Here is a 19,686-nt window from a genome sequence, read left to right on the forward strand (position 1 = left end):
CCGTAGCATCACCATCGCCGTTGGGAGGTGTGACACATGGGTGTTTTCAAGCGCATCTGCTTGCTGGTGTTTGGCTTGGCAGGCCTCCTGTCCCTGGTGGCGTTGGCGCTTCCCTGGTGGGGTCCGTGGACCGAGGAGGCTCGGGCGCTTCTCGGTGTGTACTGGTACTACGCGACACTCGAGTGCTTGATCTGCGTTACGGCGTTCGGGCTTTTGATCTGTCTCGCCAGAGCCCTGTTCACGCGTAATCGCAAGGTCATCGTCGTTGCCAAGGTCAGAGGTGGCACCATCACGATCACACGCGATGCGATTGCCGCGCAGGTGGTGCACATGATAGAGGAGGGGCGGGATTTTCGTGCGCGTCGCGTGCGTGTCAGGGCTAAGAGGCATGGGCACGTGCGTGTCGCGTGCAGGGTCCAGCCACTGCACGCCATACGTGTCGTGAGCGAAGGTAAGACCCTGCATGACAGGATTGTCGTAGGTCTCAAGGATGTCTGTGGTGATCACGTCGACAGGGTGCAGGTCGAGTTCATCGATGCGGGGACGGATGGTTCGCCCTTAGAGGATGATGGTATTGAAGCCGGCGGGGCGAGTGTGGTCGAGGGTGCCGCAGAGGAGAGTGTCGAGGATAGGGTGGCAGACATCGCCCCGCCATCGACTCTTTGGGATGGGGCCGTCATCGAGACGACCCGAACGGGCGATGGCGCTGAGGTCGATGTTCCCAGCAATGCCGCTCGAGAAGAGGGGGTAGATCCACGTGCGATCGACGACTCCTCAGAGATCAGGCTGCCCATGCCCAGACAGCCACGAGATGGCGACGGCAGAACGGTTGACCCAGATGACAGAGACGCTGCAGCTGGGACGGGCGGCGGTTCTCGTGTACGGGAAGAGGAGTAGCCATGGCGGACGGCAGCAGGCCAAAGATGAACGTCGAGGAACCCATCCGTGACGAGCTGGCGCCAGGGCTTACCCATACGGGGGAGGAAACCAAGGAAGAGTCCATGAGCTCTCCTGAACCTCCAAAGCCACACGATAGCCGGCATCGCGTCTTCGTGGCCTGGCTGCGCGAACGCGTGACCGGACACGAGAACGCCACTATCGGAGGTATCTGCGGGCTTGTCATAGCCCTCCTCGTCTTCTCCATAGGCGTCTTGCGCGCGCTCTTTGTCGTCCTATGCGTAGGCATCGGTGTCGTAATCGGGCAGGCCTTCGACGGCAATCCCAAAGTCATCAGGGCCGTGCGCCGTATCTTCTCGGATAACCGCTAACGAACTGTCCTGCCATCTCAAAAACGAGAATCTCCACCTTCAGAAAGGGGACGAGGTATATGACTGACACAAGCAGTGCGCACGGGGTGAAGCCGGCAGAGGGTGAGGATGCCGCAGGCGATGTCAAGCTCACCGAAGGTGGCCTCCCGGGTGAGGGGGGGCTTGTGGCGCCCACAGCTGAGGATGACCCTGCTGCAGAACTCGCGATGTCCAAGGACAATGGCGCTGGAGACGATGAGGACCTCGACTCGGAGGACTCCCTCACCTTCTCTAACGGCGTCATCGAGAAGATCGTTGCCATCGCGATGCGTGACGTTCCCGGTGTCATCGGCATGAAGGGCAGTTGGCTCAATCGCGTGCAGGACGTGCTCGGTGCGAGCGACGCGCGCAAGGGTGTCACGGTGGAGGTGACGCCAGAGGCTGCGGTGCGGGTCAACATCAGCGTCCTCATCAAGTACGGCTCCTATGCCCCGCAGGTCTTCGAGGACGTCAAGAAGGCCGTTATCAGGGAGGTCACGGGCATGACGGGACTCTCCATCGCGGGTGTCAACCTGAGGATCGAGGACGTGCTCACGCCCGAGGAGTATGCGCCGGACAAACAGCGTGACGCCTTGCCCGAGGCGCAGGGCAACAAGGGCACGCGGAAGACGGGCGCATCCGAGGCGGGGGACTAGGGCCTATGGGTCTTAGGTCGAGCGTAGCCATCGCCTCGGGGCGCCTGGCGCACTGGGGGCTCTCGGGCGTGCTTCGCCGCAACGCCTCGCAGCTGCCGGGCAGGATTGCCTTGGCCATCGACCCCGGTCTTCTGGAGGAGCTCGCACGCAAGCTACGTTGGGGCTCCATCGTCATCTGCGGCACCAACGGCAAGACGACCACCACCAACATCACCGCCGACGCCCTCGAGGCGAGCGGCAGATCTGTTCTGTGCAACCGGGTGGGTGCCAACATGGCGCCGGGCGTCGTGTCGGCGCTTTTACCCGGACACTCTGCGGACGTGGCGGTCATCGAGGCCGACGAGCTCTCGACCATTCGCATCCTACCCGGCCTGAGGCCGCGCTACCTCGTGCTTTTGAACCTCTTTCGCGACCAGCTTGATCGTGCGGGCGAGATCGACCATGTCCAAGATGTCATCGTCGAGGCGCTTGCCGCGTCGCCGCAGACGACGCTTCTGGTCAATGGCGACGATCCGCTCTCGGTCGCGATAGCGCGCCGTGCCGAGAGGGACAGCAAGACCAAGGTACTCTCCTTTGGCGTCGCCGAGGCACTCGATGCGCCTGCGGGCCGAGTTCCTGAAGCCCGCTTCTGTCCGGAGTGTGGGGCCGAGCTCTCCTACGACTACCGAAGCTATGCCCAGCTCGGTGCCTTTCGCTGTTCCAGCTGTGACTTCGCGCGTCCTGCACTCGACGTTTCGGCTTGTGAGGTTGAGGTGGGGCTTAAGGGTGTCTCCTTCTGCCTGCGCATCGCGTCCCCGTACGCGGGCGGGCCGGTGCCTGGGATCTCCGCCTGCAGGCTGCGTGCCTCCTTCGGGGGCACGTACATGGTCTACAACCTCCTTGCAGCCGCTGCAGCCTCCCTGCTTGCGGGTGCGACGATGGATGACTTTCAGGGTGCGCTCGATGACTATCACCCACAAAACGGTCGACTGCAGCACTTCGTGGTCTCGGGCCGTGAGGTGATCCTCAACCTTGCCAAGAACCCCACGGGACTCAACCAGAACCTGAGCTTGCTTGCCAAGGACACGCGCAGGAAGGTGGTCTATGTCCTTGTGAACGACAACGCCAACGACGGGACGGACGTCTCGTGGATCTGGGACGTGGACTTCGAGCGGCTGCGTACTAACGAGGTCGTCCGTATCTTCGCGGGTGGCACTCGTGCCAATGATGTACAGGTTCGTTTCAAGTATGCTGGCCTGTCCTGCGCCTGTGCGGACAGCGTCTCTGAGGTCGTCGGCAGGCTGGGTGACATCCCGGTCGAATGCCCCCTCTATGTGCTCGCCAACTACTCGGCACTCTTTCCCGCGAAGGCTGAGCTCGAGAGGCTGGGGGAAACCCGATGAGCGGTATGGCCGCAGGCGCCCGTAGCCTCACAATCGCCCACTTCTATCCCGAGCTCCTGAATCTCTACGGTGACTCGGGAAACATGCTTGTGCTCAAAAGTCGCCTTGCCTGGCGGGGCCTTGGTTGTACGATCAGGGAGCTGGGCGTGAGCGAGCGAGTGAGCCTAGCAGACGTCGATATTGCCTTCATAGGGGGTGGAACCGATCGCGAGCAGCGGATAGCCTGTGAAAGGCTCCTAGCCGAGCGCAGGGAACTTGCCTCCTTCGTCAAGGATGGCGGCGTGCTCATGGCGGTCTGCGGTGGCTACCAGCTCCTAGGCGACCATTACCGTCTTGGGGACGAGAAGGTCCAAGGGCTCTCGCTCGTCGAGCTCCATAGTGACCGGGCCGAGCCGCGTCTCATCGGTAACGTCGCCGTGCGAAGTCGCATCAGCGCATCGCCCATCGTCGGCTATGAGAACCATGGTGGCCGCACTCACCTGGGTCCTGGCGTCGAGCCTTTGGGCGAGCTGCTCTTCGGCTTTGGCAACGACGGGAAGACGGGTAAGGAGGGCTGTCTCTACAAGAATGTGGTCGGTACCTATGTGCACGGACCGCTCCTGCCCAAGAATCCGAATGTCGCCGATTATCTCTTGGGTAGAGCACTTGAGCGCAGGTATGGTAAAGGAGAGCTCGAGCCGCTCGATGATGACGAGGAGCTTGCGGCAAACAAGGTCATGTACGACAGGATGATGGCGGGTACGGTGCCGGAGCGCTAGGCCTCCGGCGACGTCCATAAGAGAAGGGGAGTGCACCTCATGAAGAAGATCATCGTCTTTGGCGGACTCAACATGGATATGTCCATCGAGAGCAGCAGGATCCCCAGTGCGGGCGAATCGGTCGTGGGAAGGGGCTTCCTAGCGACCCCAGGAGGTAAGGGGGGCAACCAGGCGGTGGCCGCCGCCCGCATGGGTGCCGATACCTTCATGGTGGGCAAGGTGGGAAACGATCACAACGGTCGCAAGATCACCTCCGAGCTCACCAACCATGGCGTCTCGGTCATGAGCGTGAGCCTTACGGCGCGTGCCGCGACAGGCGTTGCCCTCATCGTACGCTCGCAAAGCGAGTATTTCTCCATCGTTGACCCTGGCGCGAACCAGAAGATGTCGTACGAGGAGGTGCGCTCAGCCATCCATGGACTCGGGCAGCACAAGAACATCTTCCTGATGTCGCTTGGCGTGGACTTTGATGTCGCGATGCAGGCGCTTGCCTGTGCCAAGAGGAACCGCCTCTTCACCATGCTTAACGCATCGGGACGCCATGAGCTTCCTGACGAGGCATATCAGGGACTTGACCTGCTCATTATCAACAGGACGGACTGTGCGTACCTGAGTGGCATCCAGCCTGTGGACGACGAGGCCTGCGAGAGGGCGCTCAGGCTCTTTGCCGACAAGGGTGTGAAAGACACGGTCATCCTGCTCAAGGAGAGGGGATCTGCGACGCTGGTGGACGGCAGCTACCTGAGGGTACCTGGCTATGAGGTTGACGTCGTCGATGCCTCCTGTGGTGGCGACACCTACGTGGGCGAGCTTGCCGCCCGCCTCTCCGAGGGTGGCAGCCTTGCCGAGAGCATGGTCTATGCGTCGGCCGCTGCAGCCCTCTCGCTCACGAAGGTGGGCGCCCAGGAGTCCATTCCCAGTTGGAGCGAGGTCCAGAGCTTTGTGGAGGACCACAGAACGCGTGCGTAGGAGCACCACGGGGTCCGATACGCTGGTGGCTGCGGAGGCCGAGGCGTCCGCAGCCGATGCAGCCACTGCGGGTATCGTCTGGTATCTACAGTGGCTGCGGGCGCTGGGCGCCGTAGCCATCGTCCTTTTACATGCGGTGCGCTCGGTCGAGCTGGCAGACGAGCTCGAGGCTACGGTGCCCGCACTCGTGCGTGCGGAGACGCTCGGGGTGGCCATTCTATCGCGCTGGGCGGTGCCGGTCTTCCTGATGATGAGCGGCGCCCTCATGCTCGACCCTGCCAGGGAGATGCCCCCGCGTAAGCTCGCACGTCACATCTGGCGCATCGTCTTCGTGCTGGCCACCTTCGGCTTTGCGTTTTGCGTCATGGAGGTCGCCTACGATGCCAAGATGGTCGATGCTAGGGTGCTTGTCGTAGCTTTCGCCAATCTTTTGAGGGGACACTCCTGGGATCACCTCTGGTACCTCTACGCCACCCTTGGCCTCTATGTGCTGACGCCCTTCCTGCGCTGGGCGGTGCGCCGCCTTTCCTGGCGCTCTCTCTGCGTTGCGTGTGTCGCACTGTGGCTCCTCTGCTGCGGCACCCCCACGCTTGTGGTACTGGGGTGTGAAGAGGGTCCGGTGCAGGTCGTTGCCACCGGTTGCGGCTGGGCGTTTCCGCTGCCGTATTACCTGGCGGGTTATCTGCTGCACCATAGCGGGGGGCGCATCCTAAGACGTTGGCCCGCATGGGTGGCGGTGGGTGCGCTGGCCGCCAGCTTGGGTGTGTTGGCCATGTGGGTGGACATTGGTGAGCTCGTCCTTCCCGAGTATGCCCTCGTGCTGCCCTTTGGCGCTGGCGTCTTTGTGCTTGCTCGAAGGTTCTTGGACTCGCGGCAGGTCGGTGCCCCGTGGATATGCGTGCTTGCCGACTATAGCCTGGGTATCTATGTGATCCATCCGCTCTTCGCCCATCTGCTCATCGATTTGGGCCCCGTCGCGGGCGTGGCAGCATGCTTTGGGAGCATGGGGATCCTCTTGCTGCAGCTCGCCATCGTCACCCTCGGCATCTTCGGCTCCATGGGCGTCGTCCGCTGCGTGCGCAGGGTTCCGGGCTTTGCGAAAAAGATCTGAGCGTCACGCTCTTCGCGCAAGGCGGCACCCCGCACTGCTCGGCGGCGCCACGACATGCACGGCGGCACCCCGCACTGCTCGGTCGCGTTGTGAGTGAATCACTCACAACGTCGCCACGAAGTGAGTGGTTTTTCTCGTCAAACGAGCCGTGCAGCGATACCAGCGAATAGAATATGTGCAGGTCAGAGGCTTATTGAAGGAATTCTCGAAGTGAGTGATCCACTCACTTCAGCTCTACAAAGTGAGTGGATCACTCACTTCGCAAAGAGGGTCGGCCGTCTGACCTCTGGCTACTGGAACATGATCGGGATCTCCCGCTCAGGAAGTGTTCCCGCAAGACCACGCCTGCGCCACTCCCGGGGTGACATGCCGTGGTAGCTCTTAAAGGCGCGTGAGAAGTGCAGCTGGTTGGCATAGCCTACGGCCCTACCTACCTGTGCGATCGGTAGGGACGTGAGCTTGAGTAACTCCGCCGCCTGGCTCATGCGGCATTCCATCAAAAGCTGCTGGGGCGAGCGACCTACCACCTTCTTGAAGAGCGAACCCAGATAGCTTCGACTGAGGCCGACGCCTGCGGCAACCTCCTCTATCGTGATGCCGTCCTGATAGCCCTCCTCGATGAGGCGGATCGCTTCCCGGACATAGCGATCCTCGAGCCTCTCCTCTCCACTGGCAGTCGGTCTTTCCATCGATCTCATGAATGAGTCAAAGAAGAGGCAGACATGACCCATGACGCTCAGAGGACTCTCATCTCTGTGGTCCACAATGTAGAGCATCTCCTGCATCATGCGGTCTCGCTGCTCTTGGGAGGTGGGCCGGTAGCGGGGGTTGTCCTCGCTAAGTCCCAGCGCCTCAAGCCGCTCGCGCATTCGGGGGCCATCAAACTCGATCCAGATGTACTGCCACGGGAACGACCAGTCCGCCTGGTAGGTGTTCACCTGCTCGGGAAAGATCATGAAGCCCTCTCCCGCCCCCAGCTCGATGCAACTGACCTTTGTGTCTCGCCTCGTGTAGTCGAGTCGCCCCTTACCCAGGATAACGTAGTGAAAGAGGTAGTGACTGCGCCTGGCAGGACCAAACGCATATCCTGGCCCACAGACCTCACGCCCGTACTGGTAGGGTGTGATGTCAATGAACCCACCACCCTTGAATACCGAAGAGACGAGATCGGCCATCTAGCTCCCATGCGTTGGATCGAGCATTTATCCATATTTATATAGCAATATGCCATTCAAGTCGTCCTCCACACTATGTACATTTTACTCAACAGGCCACTGCGTGGGGATGAAAGGGGAGAGACGATGGCGGGTCTTACGCTGGAACACATTGGCAAGAGGTATCCCAACGGCTATGAGGCGGTGAAGGACTTCAACCTTGACATCGCCGACAAGGAGTTTGTCATCTTCGTTGGTCCCTCGGGCTGCGGTAAGTCCACGACGCTGCGCATGGTTGCGGGTCTCGAGACCATTAGCTCAGGCACACTCAGGATCGATGGTGCGACCATGAACGACGTAGAGCCCAAGGATCGCGACATTGCGATGGTCTTTCAGAACTATGCGCTCTACCCGCACATGAGCGTGTATGACAACATGGCGTTCGCGCTCAAGATGCAGAGGGCTCCCAAAGACGAGATCGACAGGAAGGTACGCGAGGCGGCCAAGATACTTGACCTCGACCTGCTCCTTACGAGAAAGCCTCGTGCGCTCTCGGGAGGCCAGCGTCAGCGCGTCGCCATGGGCCGCGCCATCGTGCGCAACCCAAAGGTATTCCTCATGGACGAGCCGCTCTCGAACTTGGACGCCAAGCTTCGCGTCCAGATGCGCGCCGAGATCTCCAAGCTCCACGATCGCTTGGGTGCGACGATCATCTATGTCACGCACGACCAGACCGAGGCGATGACGCTCGGTACGCGCATCGTTGTCATGAAGGACGGCGAGATACAACAGGTTGACACCCCACGGCGCCTCTACGAGCGGCCCTGCAACCTCTTTGTGGCTGGCTTCATCGGATCCCCGCAGATGAACTTCATAGACGCCAGGGTGAGCATGGAGCCCAGAGGCGCCTGCCTTTCCTTTGGTAGGCACGCAGTGCTGCTCGATGGCAAGAAGGCCAAGGCGGTCGAGCCCTACGACGGCAAGGTGGTCGAGCTTGGCGTGCGTCCCGAGGATGTGCATGAGCTTGGTGCTCCTGCGGAGGGCAAGCGCCTGAGCGAGCCCTTTGATGCCAAGGTGGATGTATATGAGCTGCTCGGGTCGGTGGTCATGCTCCACTGTGACTCAGACGGCTCCTCGATTTCTGCCAGCGTGTCCCCTGAAACGACCGCTCGCACGGGCTCGAAGATCCAGCTCGCCTTCGACCTGGACAAGGTTCATCTATTCGACAAGGACAGCGAGCAGGCCATAGCTCACTGATGCAGAAGGGAGTGAGGGCATGAGTATGACACGAACCAAGCGGAGTATGGCGCACACGTTGCCAGGCCTCCCGTGTTCCCGCCGATCATTTCTTGGCTTGTCCGCGAGCGTCGTTGCGGCGATGGGGTGTGGTCTTTCTGGCTGCGGCAGGCCAACTGACGCGCACGGAGTCTCTCAGATAGAGGTCGTCACGTACAAGCCCGAGGCGGTCAAGATATTTGACGCCTTGGAGGAGCGCTTCAATTCCTCTCACGATGATATCAAGGTGAGCATCAGCTGTCCCAATGATGCGACAACGGTCCTCAAGACCCGCTTCATTCGAGGGAACTATCCCGACATCATCGCGATCGGTGGGGACATCACTTACTCGGACTTCGTGGAGGCAGGTGTGCTTCGGGACCTCTCTGACTACCCGAGGTTTAAGGAGGTGAAGCAGTCGTACACTGACATCTTGGAGACCTTGGAGTACGTGCCCACAAGGGGTAGCTTCGGCGTTCCCTACATGTCGAACGCGGCCGGCATTCTCTATAACCGCGCGATGTTCAAGGAGCGAGGGTGGGACGTCCCCGGGAGCTGGAGCGCGCTCATGGCGCTCTGCGAGCAGATCAGGGGCGAGGGGGTCCTGCCGTTCTACCTAGGCCTCAAGGACACCTGGACCTGCCTCGCACCGTGGAACGCCTTGGCGGTCGAGCTCGCGCCCACTGACCTCTACCAGCAGGTGAACGAGGGAAGGGCACGCTTCTCTGAGTACTACCGCGACCCTGCGGAGAAGCTCCTGAAGATCGTCAGCTACGCGCAGGAGGGTCCGGTCGCCTATGGTTACAACAATGCCTGCACCGCATTCGCGAAGGGCGAGTCGGCGATGTACCCCATCGGATCCTACGCGATCCCACAGATTCTCTCGGTGAATCCCGATCTTGACATAGACTCGTTCGTGATGCCGGGCTCTGACGACCCCAGCCAGCTCGTCCTCAACTCTGGCGTTGACCTGCAGCTCTGCGTTACGACCGCCTGCGAGGACGTCGAGGGCGCCTACAAGGTCCTCGACTTTCTCACCGATGCCCCAAACATCCAGACGTACATAGACGACCAGATCGCCGTACCCTGCCTCAATGGAGACTTCAGACTCTCGGGTATGCTCGACGGTATGAGGGGCTACATCGATGGGGCACGGGTCGCAGATTACCAAGACCATCACTATCCCAGCGAAATGTCGGTCGACGCGATGATCCAGGCCTTCGTCATCGACGGCGACGTGGACGCCTTCCTCTCGAAGTTTGATACCGACTGGAAGCGCTATAACCGAGACGTCATCCGCAAGGTTCAAGAATACGAGCAGACCCACGGAAAGGGAGGTGCTGACCAATGAGCGACACGACAGGAAAGCTCAAGGGGGCCAGTGACAGGAGAAGGATGTTTCTGCTGGTCTTGATCCCCGTGCTCATCCTCTTCTTCACCTTCAACACGCTGCCCCTCATCAAGGGCCTCATCTACAGCTTCACGAATTACAAGGGCTATGGGTCCTTTGACTGGGTGGGACTCAGGAACTACGCCGACCTCTTCTCAGATTTGCGCGTGGGCAACTCCTACCTCTTCACCTTCAAGTTGGCGATCGTCGCAACCATCGTCACGAACGTGATCAGTCTCATGATGGCTCTCGCGCTCAGCAGCAGGATCCGCTTCAAGAGTGCGCTGCGCGGACTCTACTTCATCCCCAACATCCTAGGCGCCCTCGTTGTCGGCTACATCTTCAACTACTTCTTCACCTACATCGTCCCCGTGCTTACCAACACGACGAGCCTGCTCGCAAGCAAGGAGTGGGCCTGGACGGCAATCGTGGTGGTGTGCGCCTGGCAGTCCATCGCGATGACGACGCTCATCTACATCTCGGGTCTACAGACGGTGCCCGAGGACGTCTACGAGGCCGGCTCGCTCGATGGGGCCACGGGATGGAGGAGATTTCGCCACCTCACCTTCCCGCTCATCCTTCCCTTCTTCACGATCAATCTCGTGCTCTCTATGAAGAACTTCCTGATGGTGTTCGACCAGATCGTCTCCCTGACGAGCGGAGGTCCCGCGCAGAGTACCGAGTCCATCTCGTACCTCATCTACAAGAACGGCATGAGCGGTGGGCAGTTTGGCTTCCAGAGCGCAAATGCGGTCATCTTCTTCATCGTGATCGTCACGATATCGGTCCTGCAGATGCGCTTCCTTACTAACAGAGAGGAGCAACTGTGATGTCTGTCAAGACAACGAAGACTCACGAGCGCTACAACTGGCCTGTCACCATCTTGCTCATCATCGGCCTTATTACGGTGCTCTTTCCGCTCTACCTGACAATCGTCATAGCCTTCAAGCAGCCGAGCGAGATGTCCAACACCCTTGAGAGCATACTCTGCCTGCCTAGGACCTGGGACTTCTCGAACTTCGCCGAGGCCATCGAGGTCACCGACTTCTGGAATTCCCTTGGGGCGAGTGTCCTTGTCACCGCTGCCACGATGGGGCTCGCCATCATCGTCCACTCGCTTGCAGGGTACGTGATCGGGCGTGCCATGCAGTCGCACAAGGGCTTCAAGCTTTCCTACTACTACATCGTGAGCGGTATGTTCGTGCCCTTCGCCATCCTGATGATGCCTCTCATCAAGCAGACGGCCGAGATGCACCTCGACAACATTGTGGGTGTCATCCTGCTCTACACCGTGTTCTACATGCCTATGAATGTGCTCTTGTACACGGGGTACCTCAAGAACATTCCGGTTGCCCTCGAGGAGGCCGCGCGCGTGGACGGGGCCTCCACCTGGACCACGTACTGGAGGATCATCTTTCCGCTTATGATGCCCATGCACGCGACGGTGGCGGTCCTCACGGCACTGGGTACCTGGAACGACGTCATGACCCCGCTCGTCATCATGTCCGGCTCGGGCATCAATACCCTGCCCTTGGCCCAGCTTACCTTCCAGACGCAGTTTGGCACCAACTACAACCTCGCCTTCGCGTCCTACCTGCTGGCACTTCTCCCGATGCTGGTCTTCTATCTGTTCGCACAGAAGCAGATCATCAACGGCGTGGTGAGCGGTGCGGTCAAGTGATGGGCGTCAAGGTGGCGCCTGGTCCTCTTGGCGCCGCCTTGACGTGTGGTTTGAGGCGGTTGTCCCAGGCACCGCCCAGTAAGAGATGGAGCAAGGCGAATGCCTATCCTGTATGACGAGAAGAGCAACACCCTTACGATCGTGACCGATCACACGAGCTACCAGATGCAGGTGGATGCCAAGGGCTACCTCCTACACCTGTACTATGGCACGAGGAGCGCGGGGTGCATGGATTACCTGCTCACCTATGCCGATCGCGGTGGCTCGGCAAACCCTCCCGCCGCCCTGGGCGACAGGACCTACTCGCTCGATGCGTTGCCGCAGGAGTTTCCCTTCCAAGGTGCCGGTGACTGCAGGAGTCCGCTTCTGCGCGTGAGGGACGCGAGCGGTGCCTTTGGCTGTGACTTGCGCTTCTCGTCGTTTCGGATACGAGACGGGAAGTACTCGCTCCCAGGGTTGCCTGCAGCCTACGACGAGGAGGGTGACGGCGCCCAGACCCTCTCCGTGATCCTTCAGGATCCGCGCCTCGGCCTTGAGGTCGAGCTGCTCTATGGCGTGCTTCCCAGGCTTGACGTCATCTGTCGATCGGCCATCGTGAGAAACGAGGGGAAAGGGGCGCTTCTCGTGGACAAGCTCGAGAGCGCCTGCCTCGACTTCGTGCACGGCGAGCTCGACCTCATCTGCTTCTATGGTCGTCATGCCATGGAGCGCATCCCCTCGCGGCAGCGCGTGGAGCCGGGCTCTCGACTCATCGGGAGTCGGCGCGGCATCTCGTCACACCAGTATAACCCCCTGCTCGTGCTCGCCGATCGGATGACGGACGAGAGGGCGGGACGCTGCTGGTCCTTGCAGCTCGTCTACAGTGGCGCCTTCAAGGCTGAGGTCGAGCGGGACCAGTATGACCAGATCCGTGCGCAGATGGGCCTTGGTGAGGAGGCCTTCAGTTACCCCTTGGACCCAGGTGAGTCCATCGTTGCCCCTGAGGTCATCATGAGCTTCTCGGCCGAGGGGCTCGCTCGCCTGTCACAGCAGCTCCATGAGGTCATCCGCACCCGCGTGTGCAGGGGATATTGGCGTGACCGCGAGCGACCCGTGCTCCTCAACAGCTGGGAGGCCTTCTACATGGACTTCACGGGTGAGGACATCGTGGGCATGGCACGCCAGGCTGCCGATCTGGGGATAGACCTGCTCGTCCTCGATGACGGGTGGTTCTCTGATAGAAACGACGACACCAAGGCGCTCGGTGACTGGTGGGTGAACGAGGAGAAGCTCGGTTGTGACCTCGGTGAGCTCATCAGGCGTGTGAACGATCTCGGTGTGAGCTTTGGCATCTGGATGGAACCCGAGATGGTGAGCGAGAAGAGCGAGCTCTTTCGTGCGCACCCCGATTGGGCGCTTGCCATCCCGGGCAAGCACCCGGTCCTCGGTCGAGACCAGCTCGTGCTTGACCTCTCTCGTACCGAGGTCGTTGATGCCCTGTTCGAGCAGATATGCAGCCTTCTTGACCAGGGTAACATCGAATACCTGAAATGGGATTACAACCGCAGCATCATCGACGTGTACTCTCACGGAGCCCGTGACCAGGGAGCCGTGCCCTATCGGTACATGTTGGGCCTCTATGGGCTGCTGGAGCGCGTCATCGCCCGCTACCCCACGCTGCTCATAGAAGGCTGCGCGGGCGGTGGCGGTCGCTTTGACGCGGGCATGCTGTACTACACCCCCCAGATCTGGTGCAGCGACAACACCGACGCGGTCGATCGCCTCACTATCCAGTACGGCAGCTCGTTTGGCTACCCCAGCTCCGCCGTCGGGGCGCACGTATCCGCCTGTCCCAACCACATGAATGGGCGTGTCACTCCACTGGCCACGAGAGCCTGCGTCGCCATGGCCGGTACCTTCGGCTATGAATTGGATCCGAAGCGGCTCTCAAAGAAGGAGTTGGATACGATTCGTGGGCAGGTGCAAGACTTCAGAAAGCTGTCTCATCTGGTGCGCGAGGGCCGCTACTGGCGCCTAGGGGATCCGCAGCGTGACGCTGTCGTGGGCTGGGAGTACGTCTCGGCCGATGGAGACGAGGCGCTTGTATGCGCGGTTGTGCTGAGGGTCGAGGCCAACGAGGGCATGCGCTACCTGGTGCCCTGTGGCCTTACCCCAGGTGCGACGTATGTCGAGCGAGCAAGCGGGCGGTATTACCCGGCAGACGCCCTCATGGACATGGGGATGCCACTGTCAGGGGCCAGAAGCCTGTATGATAGTGTACAGGTCCATTTGTTGCGTTGTGATGGCGTCGCTGACATAAAAGAGGGAACGAGGAGGTAAGGCCCATGAGTACCTACAAACCGACGTCAAGCTTCTCACGCAGCTGGTTCTCGAGCCCCGAGGAGGCGGTGGGCGCCTTGGTGAGCTATGGGGTCGACAAGGAGCTTGTCGTCGAAGATGACAGGATCTTCGTGACGAACGCCCTGCTGGACGTCCTGCAGCTTGAGCCTGGGCCTGACTTCGACCCCCTGCGGCCCGTCTGGTACGGCGCCCTGGAGGACATCCTTGCCTATCTGCTCGATGACGCGGTCTCACGTGGGGTCTGCGAGGATGGTACTGCAAGTCGTGACCTCTTTGACACGCGGATCATGGGTTGCATCACGCCGCCACCAAGCATGGTGAGGTACCTGTTCGAGAAGTACCGTCTATTTTTTGGCACAAAAGCCACAGACTTCCTCTACAAGCTCGCGCAGGACTCAGACTACATCAGAACCTACCGCGTGCGCAAGAATCGCACGTGGGCGAGCGACACGCGCTATGGCAAGCTCGACATCACGATAAACCTCTCCAAGCCCGAGAAGGACCCGCGTGCCATTGCCGCAGCTCGCACGAAGAGCGGGGACTCATATCCCCCCTGCATGCTCTGTCGCGAGAACGAGGGCTATGCGGGTCGTCTGGACTATCCTGCCCGTCAGACCCTTCGCCTCGTGCCCGTTAGGCTTGCGTGGGAGCAGTGGTTCCTTCAGTACTCGCCCTACGCGTACTACCCGGAGCACTGCATCGTGCTCTCGAAGCGTCACGTGCCGATGAGCATCACGTCAAAGACCTTCATCCGGCTGCTCGACTTCGTCAGGACCTTTCCACACTACATCATCGGCTCCAATGCCGATCTGCCCATCGTGGGTGGGTCCATCCTTGCACACGATCACTTTCAGGGAGGGCGCTACCAGTTCGCGATGGCGCGGGCAAAGGTTAAAAGGCACATCGAGTTCCCCGACTTCACGGACGTGCGTGCGGCCATCATTGACTGGCCGCTCTCGGTTATTCGCCTGAGCAGCAAGCGGCAGTCTAGCCTGGAGGTCCTTGGCAACCGGATATTCGAGGCCTGGCGTGCCTACAGCGACGAGTCCGTGGGCGTGCTCGCCGCGTCTGGAGGCGAGCCGCACAACACCGTCACGCCCATAGCCCGCAGGCGCAGTAACCGCGAGTTCGAGCTTGACATCGTGCTGCGCAACAACCGCACGAGCCAGGAGCATCCGCTCGGCATCTTTCACCCGCACGCGGAGCTGCACCACATCAAGCGTGAGAACATAGGCCTCATAGAGGTGATGGGGTTGGCGGTGCTGCCTGCGCGCCTGCTCGACGAGATGGAGCGACTGCAGGAGGCCATCCGTGCGGGCGAGGACATGGAGGGCATTCCCGAGCTTGCGAGCCATGTGCCTTGGGCACACGAGATACTGGATCGCCACCCGGAGCTTGTGCCCGGTGTGGACACTGAGGTCGTGAGGCAGGTGATCCAAGACGAGATCGGTCAGGTCTTCGCTCGTGTCTTGGAGGACTGTGGCGTCTTCAAGGACGATGCGGCGGGAAATGCCGCCTTCGTACGCTTCGTGAGGAGTATGGGTGGAAGGGAGCTGACATGAGGGGCGTGAGTCTTGGGGGCTTGGAGCGCGTCTACGGCGATGACGCTGTGCGGGCGCAGGCGCGCTATGAGGCGCTTGCCAGGGGCTTTGTGGAACACTTCGGGGAGGCTGGCGCGGTCTCGTACTTCTCGGCCCCCGGTCGCAGCGAGATCATCGGCAACCACACCGACCACAACGGTGGGAAGATTCTGGCTGCGAGCATCACGATGGACAGCATCTGCGTCGCAGCGCCGACTAAGGGCTCGCTCGTGCGCATCGTGAGCGAGGGCTACGGAGAGCCGATTGTCGTGGACCTCGCGAGGCTGGACGCAATAGGTCCAGGCGCGGGTTCGACCCCGCTTGTCGCCGGTCTCATGGTCGCGCTGCGCGAGCGGGGCTGCCGACTTGGCGGCTTTGACGCGTACGTCTCGTCAGAGGTCATTCCCTCTGCGGGGGTGAGTTCCTCGGCATCGTTCGAGATGCTCGTTGGCGCGCTCGTGAGCGGGCTCTTCAACGGCGGCTCCCTTGATATTGCCACCATCGCGCGGGCGGGCCAGTTTGCCGAGAACCGCTACTGGAACAAGGCCTCCGGCCTCATGGACCAGATGGCCTGTGGGATGGGGGGCACGATACTGCTTGACTTCTCCTCGGGCGTGAGCTGCCGGAAGCTGGACTTCTCCTTTGATGACGTGGGCTGTGGCCTGGTGATCGTGAACACGGGTAGGGGCCACGCCGACCTCTCGGCGGAGTACTCGGCGATACCTGGCGAGATGCGTCTTGTGGCAGCGGCCCTTGGTGTAGACCTGCTCTGCCAGACCAGCGAGGAGCGTCTGCTCGCAGAGCTGCCCCGCATCCGGGACGAGCTGGGCTGCGATCGCGCCCTTTTGCGGGCCCTGCACTTCTTCGAAGAATGCGACCGTGTGGACGAGGCGGCCCGGGCGCTCGACGCAAAGGATGGACGCCGGGTGCTGGACCTCATTCGCGCCTCGGGCAACTCGTCATGGAAGTGGCTGCAGAACACCGTGGTGCCCGGCTCCTCAAAGGAACAGCCCATACCGCTAGCCCTTGCCCTCACGGAGACCTACCTCTCTCGCATTGGGGCAGGCGTCTGTCGCATCCATGGTGGCGGCTTCGCGGGCGTGCTCATGTGCGTCCTTCCCACGGAGGAGGTCACAGGCTACGTGGAGTTCATCTCTCGCTATGTCGGGCGGGGCAACGCGTACCCCTTGGGCATCCGTCAGGCAGGTGCGACGCAGGTCAGCTAGCCTTCGTTAACGCAGGGCTCCGACTTGCTGCGCAGGGCTCAAGGCGGGTGCGTGCGCCAAAGACAGTGCCAAGGACGCCGCCGGAGCGAGCCTCAACGTGTGGGTTTCGTAACGTCGATGAGCTGGGAGCCGTAGACGTTGAGGATCCTCGTGCCGCTGGGGTGGATGAGCTTACGCTCTATGCGCCCATAACTCATGTGTACGTGCCCGTGCAGTAGGTAGGAGGGCCTGTACTTGTCCATGAGCTCGTTGAAGGCCTCGAAGCCTCGGTGGGGAAGGTCATCGAGGTCCCCGTAGCCGCGTGCCGGCGCGTGCGTCACGAGGATGTCGAGGCCTCGGGCAAGCTGTCGGCGTAGGACGAACCTTCGCACACGCCTTCTCATCTGTGACTCGGTGTACATGTAGGTGCCGGTGCGGTAGCGCATGGAGCCGCCTGCCCCAAAGATGCGCAGTCCCTTGCCCTCCCAGAGCCTGCCATCGATGTTGATGCAGCCCTCGGGAGGTGCGCTCACGTAGGCCTCATCGTGGTTGCCGGGCACGTACAGAAGCGGCACACGCGCCATCGTGGCGACAAACTCAAGGTAGCGTGCGGATAAATCGCCGCAGGAGATGATCAGGTCGGCCTCGTCCAGGCGGTGGCGGTCCAGATGATCATAGAGCCAGGGCTCCTCGACGTCGGCTATTGCAAGTATTCTCATGCGGCCGTCCCATCCACGCCTGTTTTGCTCATGTTGCCCCCGTAGGCTTTCGGCGCGGCACGGCTTCAAGGGGTGCGTCAATGATGCCGCTCACGCGGACGATGGCCTTGCCGTCGTCTGTGAGCTCGTCGTAGGTAGGCAGACGTCCCTCGACGTTTGCGCAGAGCCAGCGCATACCCGCGATCTCTGTGTTGGCGAGGCAGGCGCCGTCTTTTCCCACGAGGCCTTCCTGGGTGCGTATGGGCCCCTCGAAGGGGCTGGTCACGTGCTCCACGATGGCCCTGCGAAGGAGTAGGGCCAGGCGGCGCGAGCCCGCCGGTAGCTTGTCTGCGAGCCGTATGTCCACCGCGCCCGAGTCCATGCCCCACCAGTAGTTGAGTGCCTGGTGGCGAACGGAGCCCCCCCGTTCCCAGAGGTCATCGATGAGGTAGCGGCTGACGAGCTCAAAGCAGCGGCCCCAGCCCCAGAGCGGATAGGCAAGCTGGCAGGTACCCTCGGCATCCTCGACCCACACGCCAAATGAGCGCAGAGCGCCACGTGGGTCGTAGTAGTCCTGACCCGAGATCACCCGAGCGCCCTCGGCGAGCATCTCCTTATGCCAGTCATGGCCCTTCAGGGACGACCACCGCAGGTGCACGCGGGCCTTTGGGTCAACCATCTGGGCTCCCAGCGCGAAGGCATTCACCTCCGAGAGGGTGCCGTAGAGGGGGTGGTTCGCCAGGTAGCCTATGTGATGGTTCTCTGCTACGCTTGCAGCGATGGCACCAAGGATGAACTTGGGTTCGTACATCTTCGAGTAGAGCGTTCGCACGCGTGCGCTCGTGAGGTTGATGGAGCAGTTTAGGAACTCCATCTGCGGGTGCGCCACGGCGGCGGCGAGCGTCATGCCCATCTGGCGTGGGGATGTGGTGATCACGAGGTCATCCTCGTCCAGCTCGGCGGCGGCTATGGCGGCGTCAAAACGCTCTTGGTTGCCCCGATCGTAGAAGGGCAGGGTCTCGACGTCGTCCCCCATCTGCTCTTCCAGATACCTGCGGCCATCGTCGTGGGAGCGCGTCCAGCCTGATGTCTCGGGATTTCCCTCAAAGAGGAAGGCGATGCGCAGGGGCCGCGCCTGCCTCGTGCGCTCCTGGTAGTTGCGCACGAGGCCCGTGATCACGCGCGTCGCCGCAGAGGTCTCCCTTTGCGGCTCCTCGACGAAGGTGACCTCAGATTCGCCCAGGCTCACGTCAAGCTCGCTCCAGATGGACGAGAGCCGTTCCTCCACCCGCTTGGGAGAGAGCTCACGCACCGCAGAGGCACCGAAGAGCTTGAGGTAGACAAGAAGCGCGTCACCCACGGCGAAGGATTGACCATCGTCCGTCATGGACTGTGCCACCTCGGTGAAGATGCCGAGAAACGTGCGGAGTGCGCGCACCTCGTCCTCGGGCCACGGGTGCGCGAGGTCACGTCCCAGAAGCTGTGCAAGAAGGCCGTACGATCCCGGACGCGAGAAGAAGAGGCCATAGAGCGGGCAGACCCTCCAGAAGTCCAGAAACTCGAAGTAAAGGCGGCTTTCCAGGTCGTCGCTGCGGTGTGGCAAGATGCGAGTGACCTCGGCCTGGATGGTCGGCATGTGAAGGAACTTCAGGACTGAGCAGCGCTTGTTTCCCTCAAGCACGTAGAATCGCTGGAGGTACTCATATACCTTGATGGGGTCCCGTATCCCCTCGTCGAGCTGCGACTGGAAGAGCGCCGACCATTTCTCGGCAAACTCGGAGTTACTATCTGCGAGCGGCATGAAGCTGCGGGAGAAGATGCTCTGGCGGCCGCGCGTGCGCGTGCCCATGATGAGCTCGCAGCGTATCTCCATGAGGCCGATCGGCAGCTCGTGCAAGGTGGCGATGTCATCGACCATGGCGTCGAGCGCCGGCAGATAGGGGTAGATCCCCCTGGCTATGTCATCCCTGACCTGCCTGCGCCCGAGGGCACGGGCCTTACGGTAGTGTTCTGACACCCCTGATCGCCTCCCTTGGGGCTGTGGGTTACCTCCCATGGGACTGTGGGCCAGGTACCTGCGCACGCCAGCGTCCCAGTTCTGTGGACGCCACAATCATGCGTGCCACCGGACCCAAGCATAGCACGCCTACGGGCGGCAAGGCCGGTGGAGCGCGCGAGGCCTCGCATTCCATCGAGACGCT

General features: G+C 61.4%; 17 protein-coding genes. 14 read left to right on the forward strand and 3 right to left on the reverse strand.

The genetic code is table 11. The annotated features are described in order from the left end of the window. Nucleotides 1-36: 36 nt before the first annotated feature. From amaP to ADJ70_RS02435, 7 genes are read left to right on the forward strand one after another with little or no spacing between them, the layout of a single operon-like run. Nucleotides 37-897: an alkaline shock response membrane anchor protein AmaP gene (amaP, locus tag ADJ70_RS02405; RefSeq protein WP_050343174.1), complete on the forward strand. Its 861-nt coding sequence runs from the start codon at nucleotides 37-39 to the stop codon at nucleotides 895-897. Between the two features lie 2 nt (nucleotides 898-899). Further along, nucleotides 900-1,268 carry a DUF2273 domain-containing protein gene (locus tag ADJ70_RS02410; protein ID WP_050343176.1) on the forward strand — a complete coding sequence of 123 codons (369 nt, stop codon included), beginning with the start codon at nucleotides 900-902 and terminating at the stop codon, nucleotides 1,266-1,268. Between the two features lie 59 nt (nucleotides 1,269-1,327). Then, on the forward strand, nucleotides 1,328-1,942 hold the full coding sequence (locus ADJ70_RS02415) for an Asp23/Gls24 family envelope stress response protein (protein WP_083443753.1): 615 nt from the start codon (nucleotides 1,328-1,330) through the stop codon (nucleotides 1,940-1,942). 5 nt (nucleotides 1,943-1,947) lie between these two features. After that, nucleotides 1,948-3,324 carry a Mur ligase family protein gene (locus ADJ70_RS02420; protein WP_050343178.1) on the forward strand — a complete coding sequence of 459 codons (1,377 nt, stop codon included), beginning with the start codon at nucleotides 1,948-1,950 and terminating at the stop codon, nucleotides 3,322-3,324. Continuing rightward, entirely contained in the window at nucleotides 3,321-4,082 is a 762-nt protein-coding gene (locus ADJ70_RS02425) for a type 1 glutamine amidotransferase (RefSeq protein ID WP_083443754.1), read from the forward strand. Before ADJ70_RS02420 ends, ADJ70_RS02425 begins: the two co-directional genes overlap by 4 nt. A 39-nt stretch (nucleotides 4,083-4,121) precedes the next feature. After that, complete coding sequence (locus ADJ70_RS02430; protein ID WP_050343180.1) at nucleotides 4,122-5,051, forward strand: ribokinase; 930 nt, start codon at nucleotides 4,122-4,124, stop codon at nucleotides 5,049-5,051. Then, complete coding sequence (locus tag ADJ70_RS02435; protein WP_050343182.1) at nucleotides 5,044-6,162, forward strand: acyltransferase; 1,119 nt, start codon at nucleotides 5,044-5,046, stop codon at nucleotides 6,160-6,162. Before ADJ70_RS02430 ends, ADJ70_RS02435 begins: the two co-directional genes overlap by 8 nt. A 290-nt stretch (nucleotides 6,163-6,452) precedes the next feature. Here the strand turns inward: ADJ70_RS02435 and ADJ70_RS02440 are convergent, their stop codons facing one another. Beyond that, nucleotides 6,453-7,337 (reverse strand): AraC family transcriptional regulator, encoded by an 885-nt coding sequence (locus ADJ70_RS02440; RefSeq protein WP_050343184.1) that lies wholly within the window; start codon nucleotides 7,335-7,337, stop codon nucleotides 6,453-6,455. 126 nt (nucleotides 7,338-7,463) lie between these two features. Between ADJ70_RS02440 and ADJ70_RS02445 the strand changes: the two genes are divergently transcribed. The 7 genes from ADJ70_RS02445 (at nucleotide 7,464) to ADJ70_RS02475 (ending at nucleotide 16,808) form a co-directional block, all read left to right on the forward strand. Then, nucleotides 7,464-8,573: an ABC transporter ATP-binding protein gene (locus ADJ70_RS02445; protein WP_050343186.1), complete on the forward strand. Its 1,110-nt coding sequence runs from the start codon at nucleotides 7,464-7,466 to the stop codon at nucleotides 8,571-8,573. A 19-nt stretch (nucleotides 8,574-8,592) separates the two neighbouring features. Beyond that, nucleotides 8,593-9,942, forward strand: coding sequence for an ABC transporter substrate-binding protein (locus ADJ70_RS02450; protein ID WP_216597301.1), 1,350 nt, complete (start codon nucleotides 8,593-8,595; stop codon nucleotides 9,940-9,942). Next, nucleotides 9,939-10,811, forward strand: coding sequence for a carbohydrate ABC transporter permease (locus tag ADJ70_RS02455; protein WP_050343188.1), 873 nt, complete (start codon nucleotides 9,939-9,941; stop codon nucleotides 10,809-10,811). The genes ADJ70_RS02450 and ADJ70_RS02455 overlap by 4 nt, the downstream gene beginning before the upstream one ends. Beyond that, nucleotides 10,811-11,662, forward strand: coding sequence for a carbohydrate ABC transporter permease (locus tag ADJ70_RS02460; protein WP_050343190.1), 852 nt, complete (start codon nucleotides 10,811-10,813; stop codon nucleotides 11,660-11,662). Before ADJ70_RS02455 ends, ADJ70_RS02460 begins: the two co-directional genes overlap by 1 nt. A gap of 99 nt (nucleotides 11,663-11,761) precedes the next feature. Next, complete coding sequence (locus ADJ70_RS02465; protein WP_050343192.1) at nucleotides 11,762-13,981, forward strand: alpha-galactosidase; 2,220 nt, start codon at nucleotides 11,762-11,764, stop codon at nucleotides 13,979-13,981. Between the two features lie 5 nt (nucleotides 13,982-13,986). Beyond that, nucleotides 13,987-15,564: a UDP-glucose--hexose-1-phosphate uridylyltransferase gene (locus ADJ70_RS02470; protein WP_050343194.1), complete on the forward strand. Its 1,578-nt coding sequence runs from the start codon at nucleotides 13,987-13,989 to the stop codon at nucleotides 15,562-15,564. After that, nucleotides 15,561-16,808 carry a galactokinase family protein gene (locus ADJ70_RS02475; RefSeq protein ID WP_050343196.1) on the forward strand — a complete coding sequence of 416 codons (1,248 nt, stop codon included), beginning with the start codon at nucleotides 15,561-15,563 and terminating at the stop codon, nucleotides 16,806-16,808. The genes ADJ70_RS02470 and ADJ70_RS02475 overlap by 4 nt, the downstream gene beginning before the upstream one ends. A gap of 92 nt (nucleotides 16,809-16,900) precedes the next feature. Here ADJ70_RS02475 and ADJ70_RS02480 read toward each other — a convergent pair whose 3' ends face one another. Together ADJ70_RS02480 and ADJ70_RS02485 are read right to left on the reverse strand one after the other, a co-directional pair. Then, nucleotides 16,901-17,506, reverse strand: coding sequence for a metallophosphoesterase (locus tag ADJ70_RS02480; protein WP_050343198.1), 606 nt, complete (start codon nucleotides 17,504-17,506; stop codon nucleotides 16,901-16,903). Nucleotides 17,507-17,534: 28 nt separating this feature from the next. Then, the gene (locus ADJ70_RS02485) at nucleotides 17,535-19,502 is read right to left on the reverse strand and encodes a BMP family ABC transporter substrate-binding protein (protein ID WP_050343200.1); all 1,968 of its coding nucleotides are present in this window, start codon (nucleotides 19,500-19,502) and stop codon (nucleotides 17,535-17,537) included. Nucleotides 19,503-19,686 lie beyond the last annotated feature (184 nt).

Source organism: Olsenella sp. oral taxon 807, from assembly GCF_001189515.2.
GTDB lineage: Bacteria > Actinomycetota > Coriobacteriia > Coriobacteriales > Atopobiaceae > Olsenella_F.

Excerpts from the sequence above, each read along its gene's own strand:
- ADJ70_RS02425 (WP_083443754.1), top strand. The coding sequence starts at position 3,321 with ATGAGCGGTATGGCCGCAGGCGCCCGTAGCCTCACAATCGCCCACTTC.
- ADJ70_RS02455 (WP_050343188.1), top strand. The coding sequence starts at position 9,939 with ATGAGCGACACGACAGGAAAGCTCAAGGGGGCCAGTGACAGGAGAAGG.
- ADJ70_RS02460 (WP_050343190.1), top strand. The coding sequence starts at position 10,811 with ATGTCTGTCAAGACAACGAAGACTCACGAGCGCTACAACTGGCCTGTC.
- ADJ70_RS02445 (WP_050343186.1), top strand. The coding sequence starts at position 7,464 with ATGGCGGGTCTTACGCTGGAACACATTGGCAAGAGGTATCCCAACGGC.
- ADJ70_RS02450 (WP_216597301.1), top strand. The coding sequence starts at position 8,593 with ATGAGTATGACACGAACCAAGCGGAGTATGGCGCACACGTTGCCAGGC.
- ADJ70_RS02440 (WP_050343184.1), bottom strand. The coding sequence starts at position 7,337 with ATGGCCGATCTCGTCTCTTCGGTATTCAAGGGTGGTGGGTTCATTGAC.
- ADJ70_RS02475 (WP_050343196.1), top strand. The coding sequence starts at position 15,561 with ATGAGGGGCGTGAGTCTTGGGGGCTTGGAGCGCGTCTACGGCGATGAC.
- amaP (WP_050343174.1), top strand. The coding sequence starts at position 37 with ATGGGTGTTTTCAAGCGCATCTGCTTGCTGGTGTTTGGCTTGGCAGGC.
- ADJ70_RS02415 (WP_083443753.1), top strand. The coding sequence starts at position 1,328 with ATGACTGACACAAGCAGTGCGCACGGGGTGAAGCCGGCAGAGGGTGAG.
- ADJ70_RS02480 (WP_050343198.1), bottom strand. The coding sequence starts at position 17,506 with ATGAGAATACTTGCAATAGCCGACGTCGAGGAGCCCTGGCTCTATGAT.
- ADJ70_RS02465 (WP_050343192.1), top strand. The coding sequence starts at position 11,762 with ATGCCTATCCTGTATGACGAGAAGAGCAACACCCTTACGATCGTGACC.
- ADJ70_RS02420 (WP_050343178.1), top strand. The coding sequence starts at position 1,948 with ATGGGTCTTAGGTCGAGCGTAGCCATCGCCTCGGGGCGCCTGGCGCAC.
- ADJ70_RS02410 (WP_050343176.1), top strand. The coding sequence starts at position 900 with ATGGCGGACGGCAGCAGGCCAAAGATGAACGTCGAGGAACCCATCCGT.
- ADJ70_RS02470 (WP_050343194.1), top strand. The coding sequence starts at position 13,987 with ATGAGTACCTACAAACCGACGTCAAGCTTCTCACGCAGCTGGTTCTCG.
- ADJ70_RS02430 (WP_050343180.1), top strand. The coding sequence starts at position 4,122 with ATGAAGAAGATCATCGTCTTTGGCGGACTCAACATGGATATGTCCATC.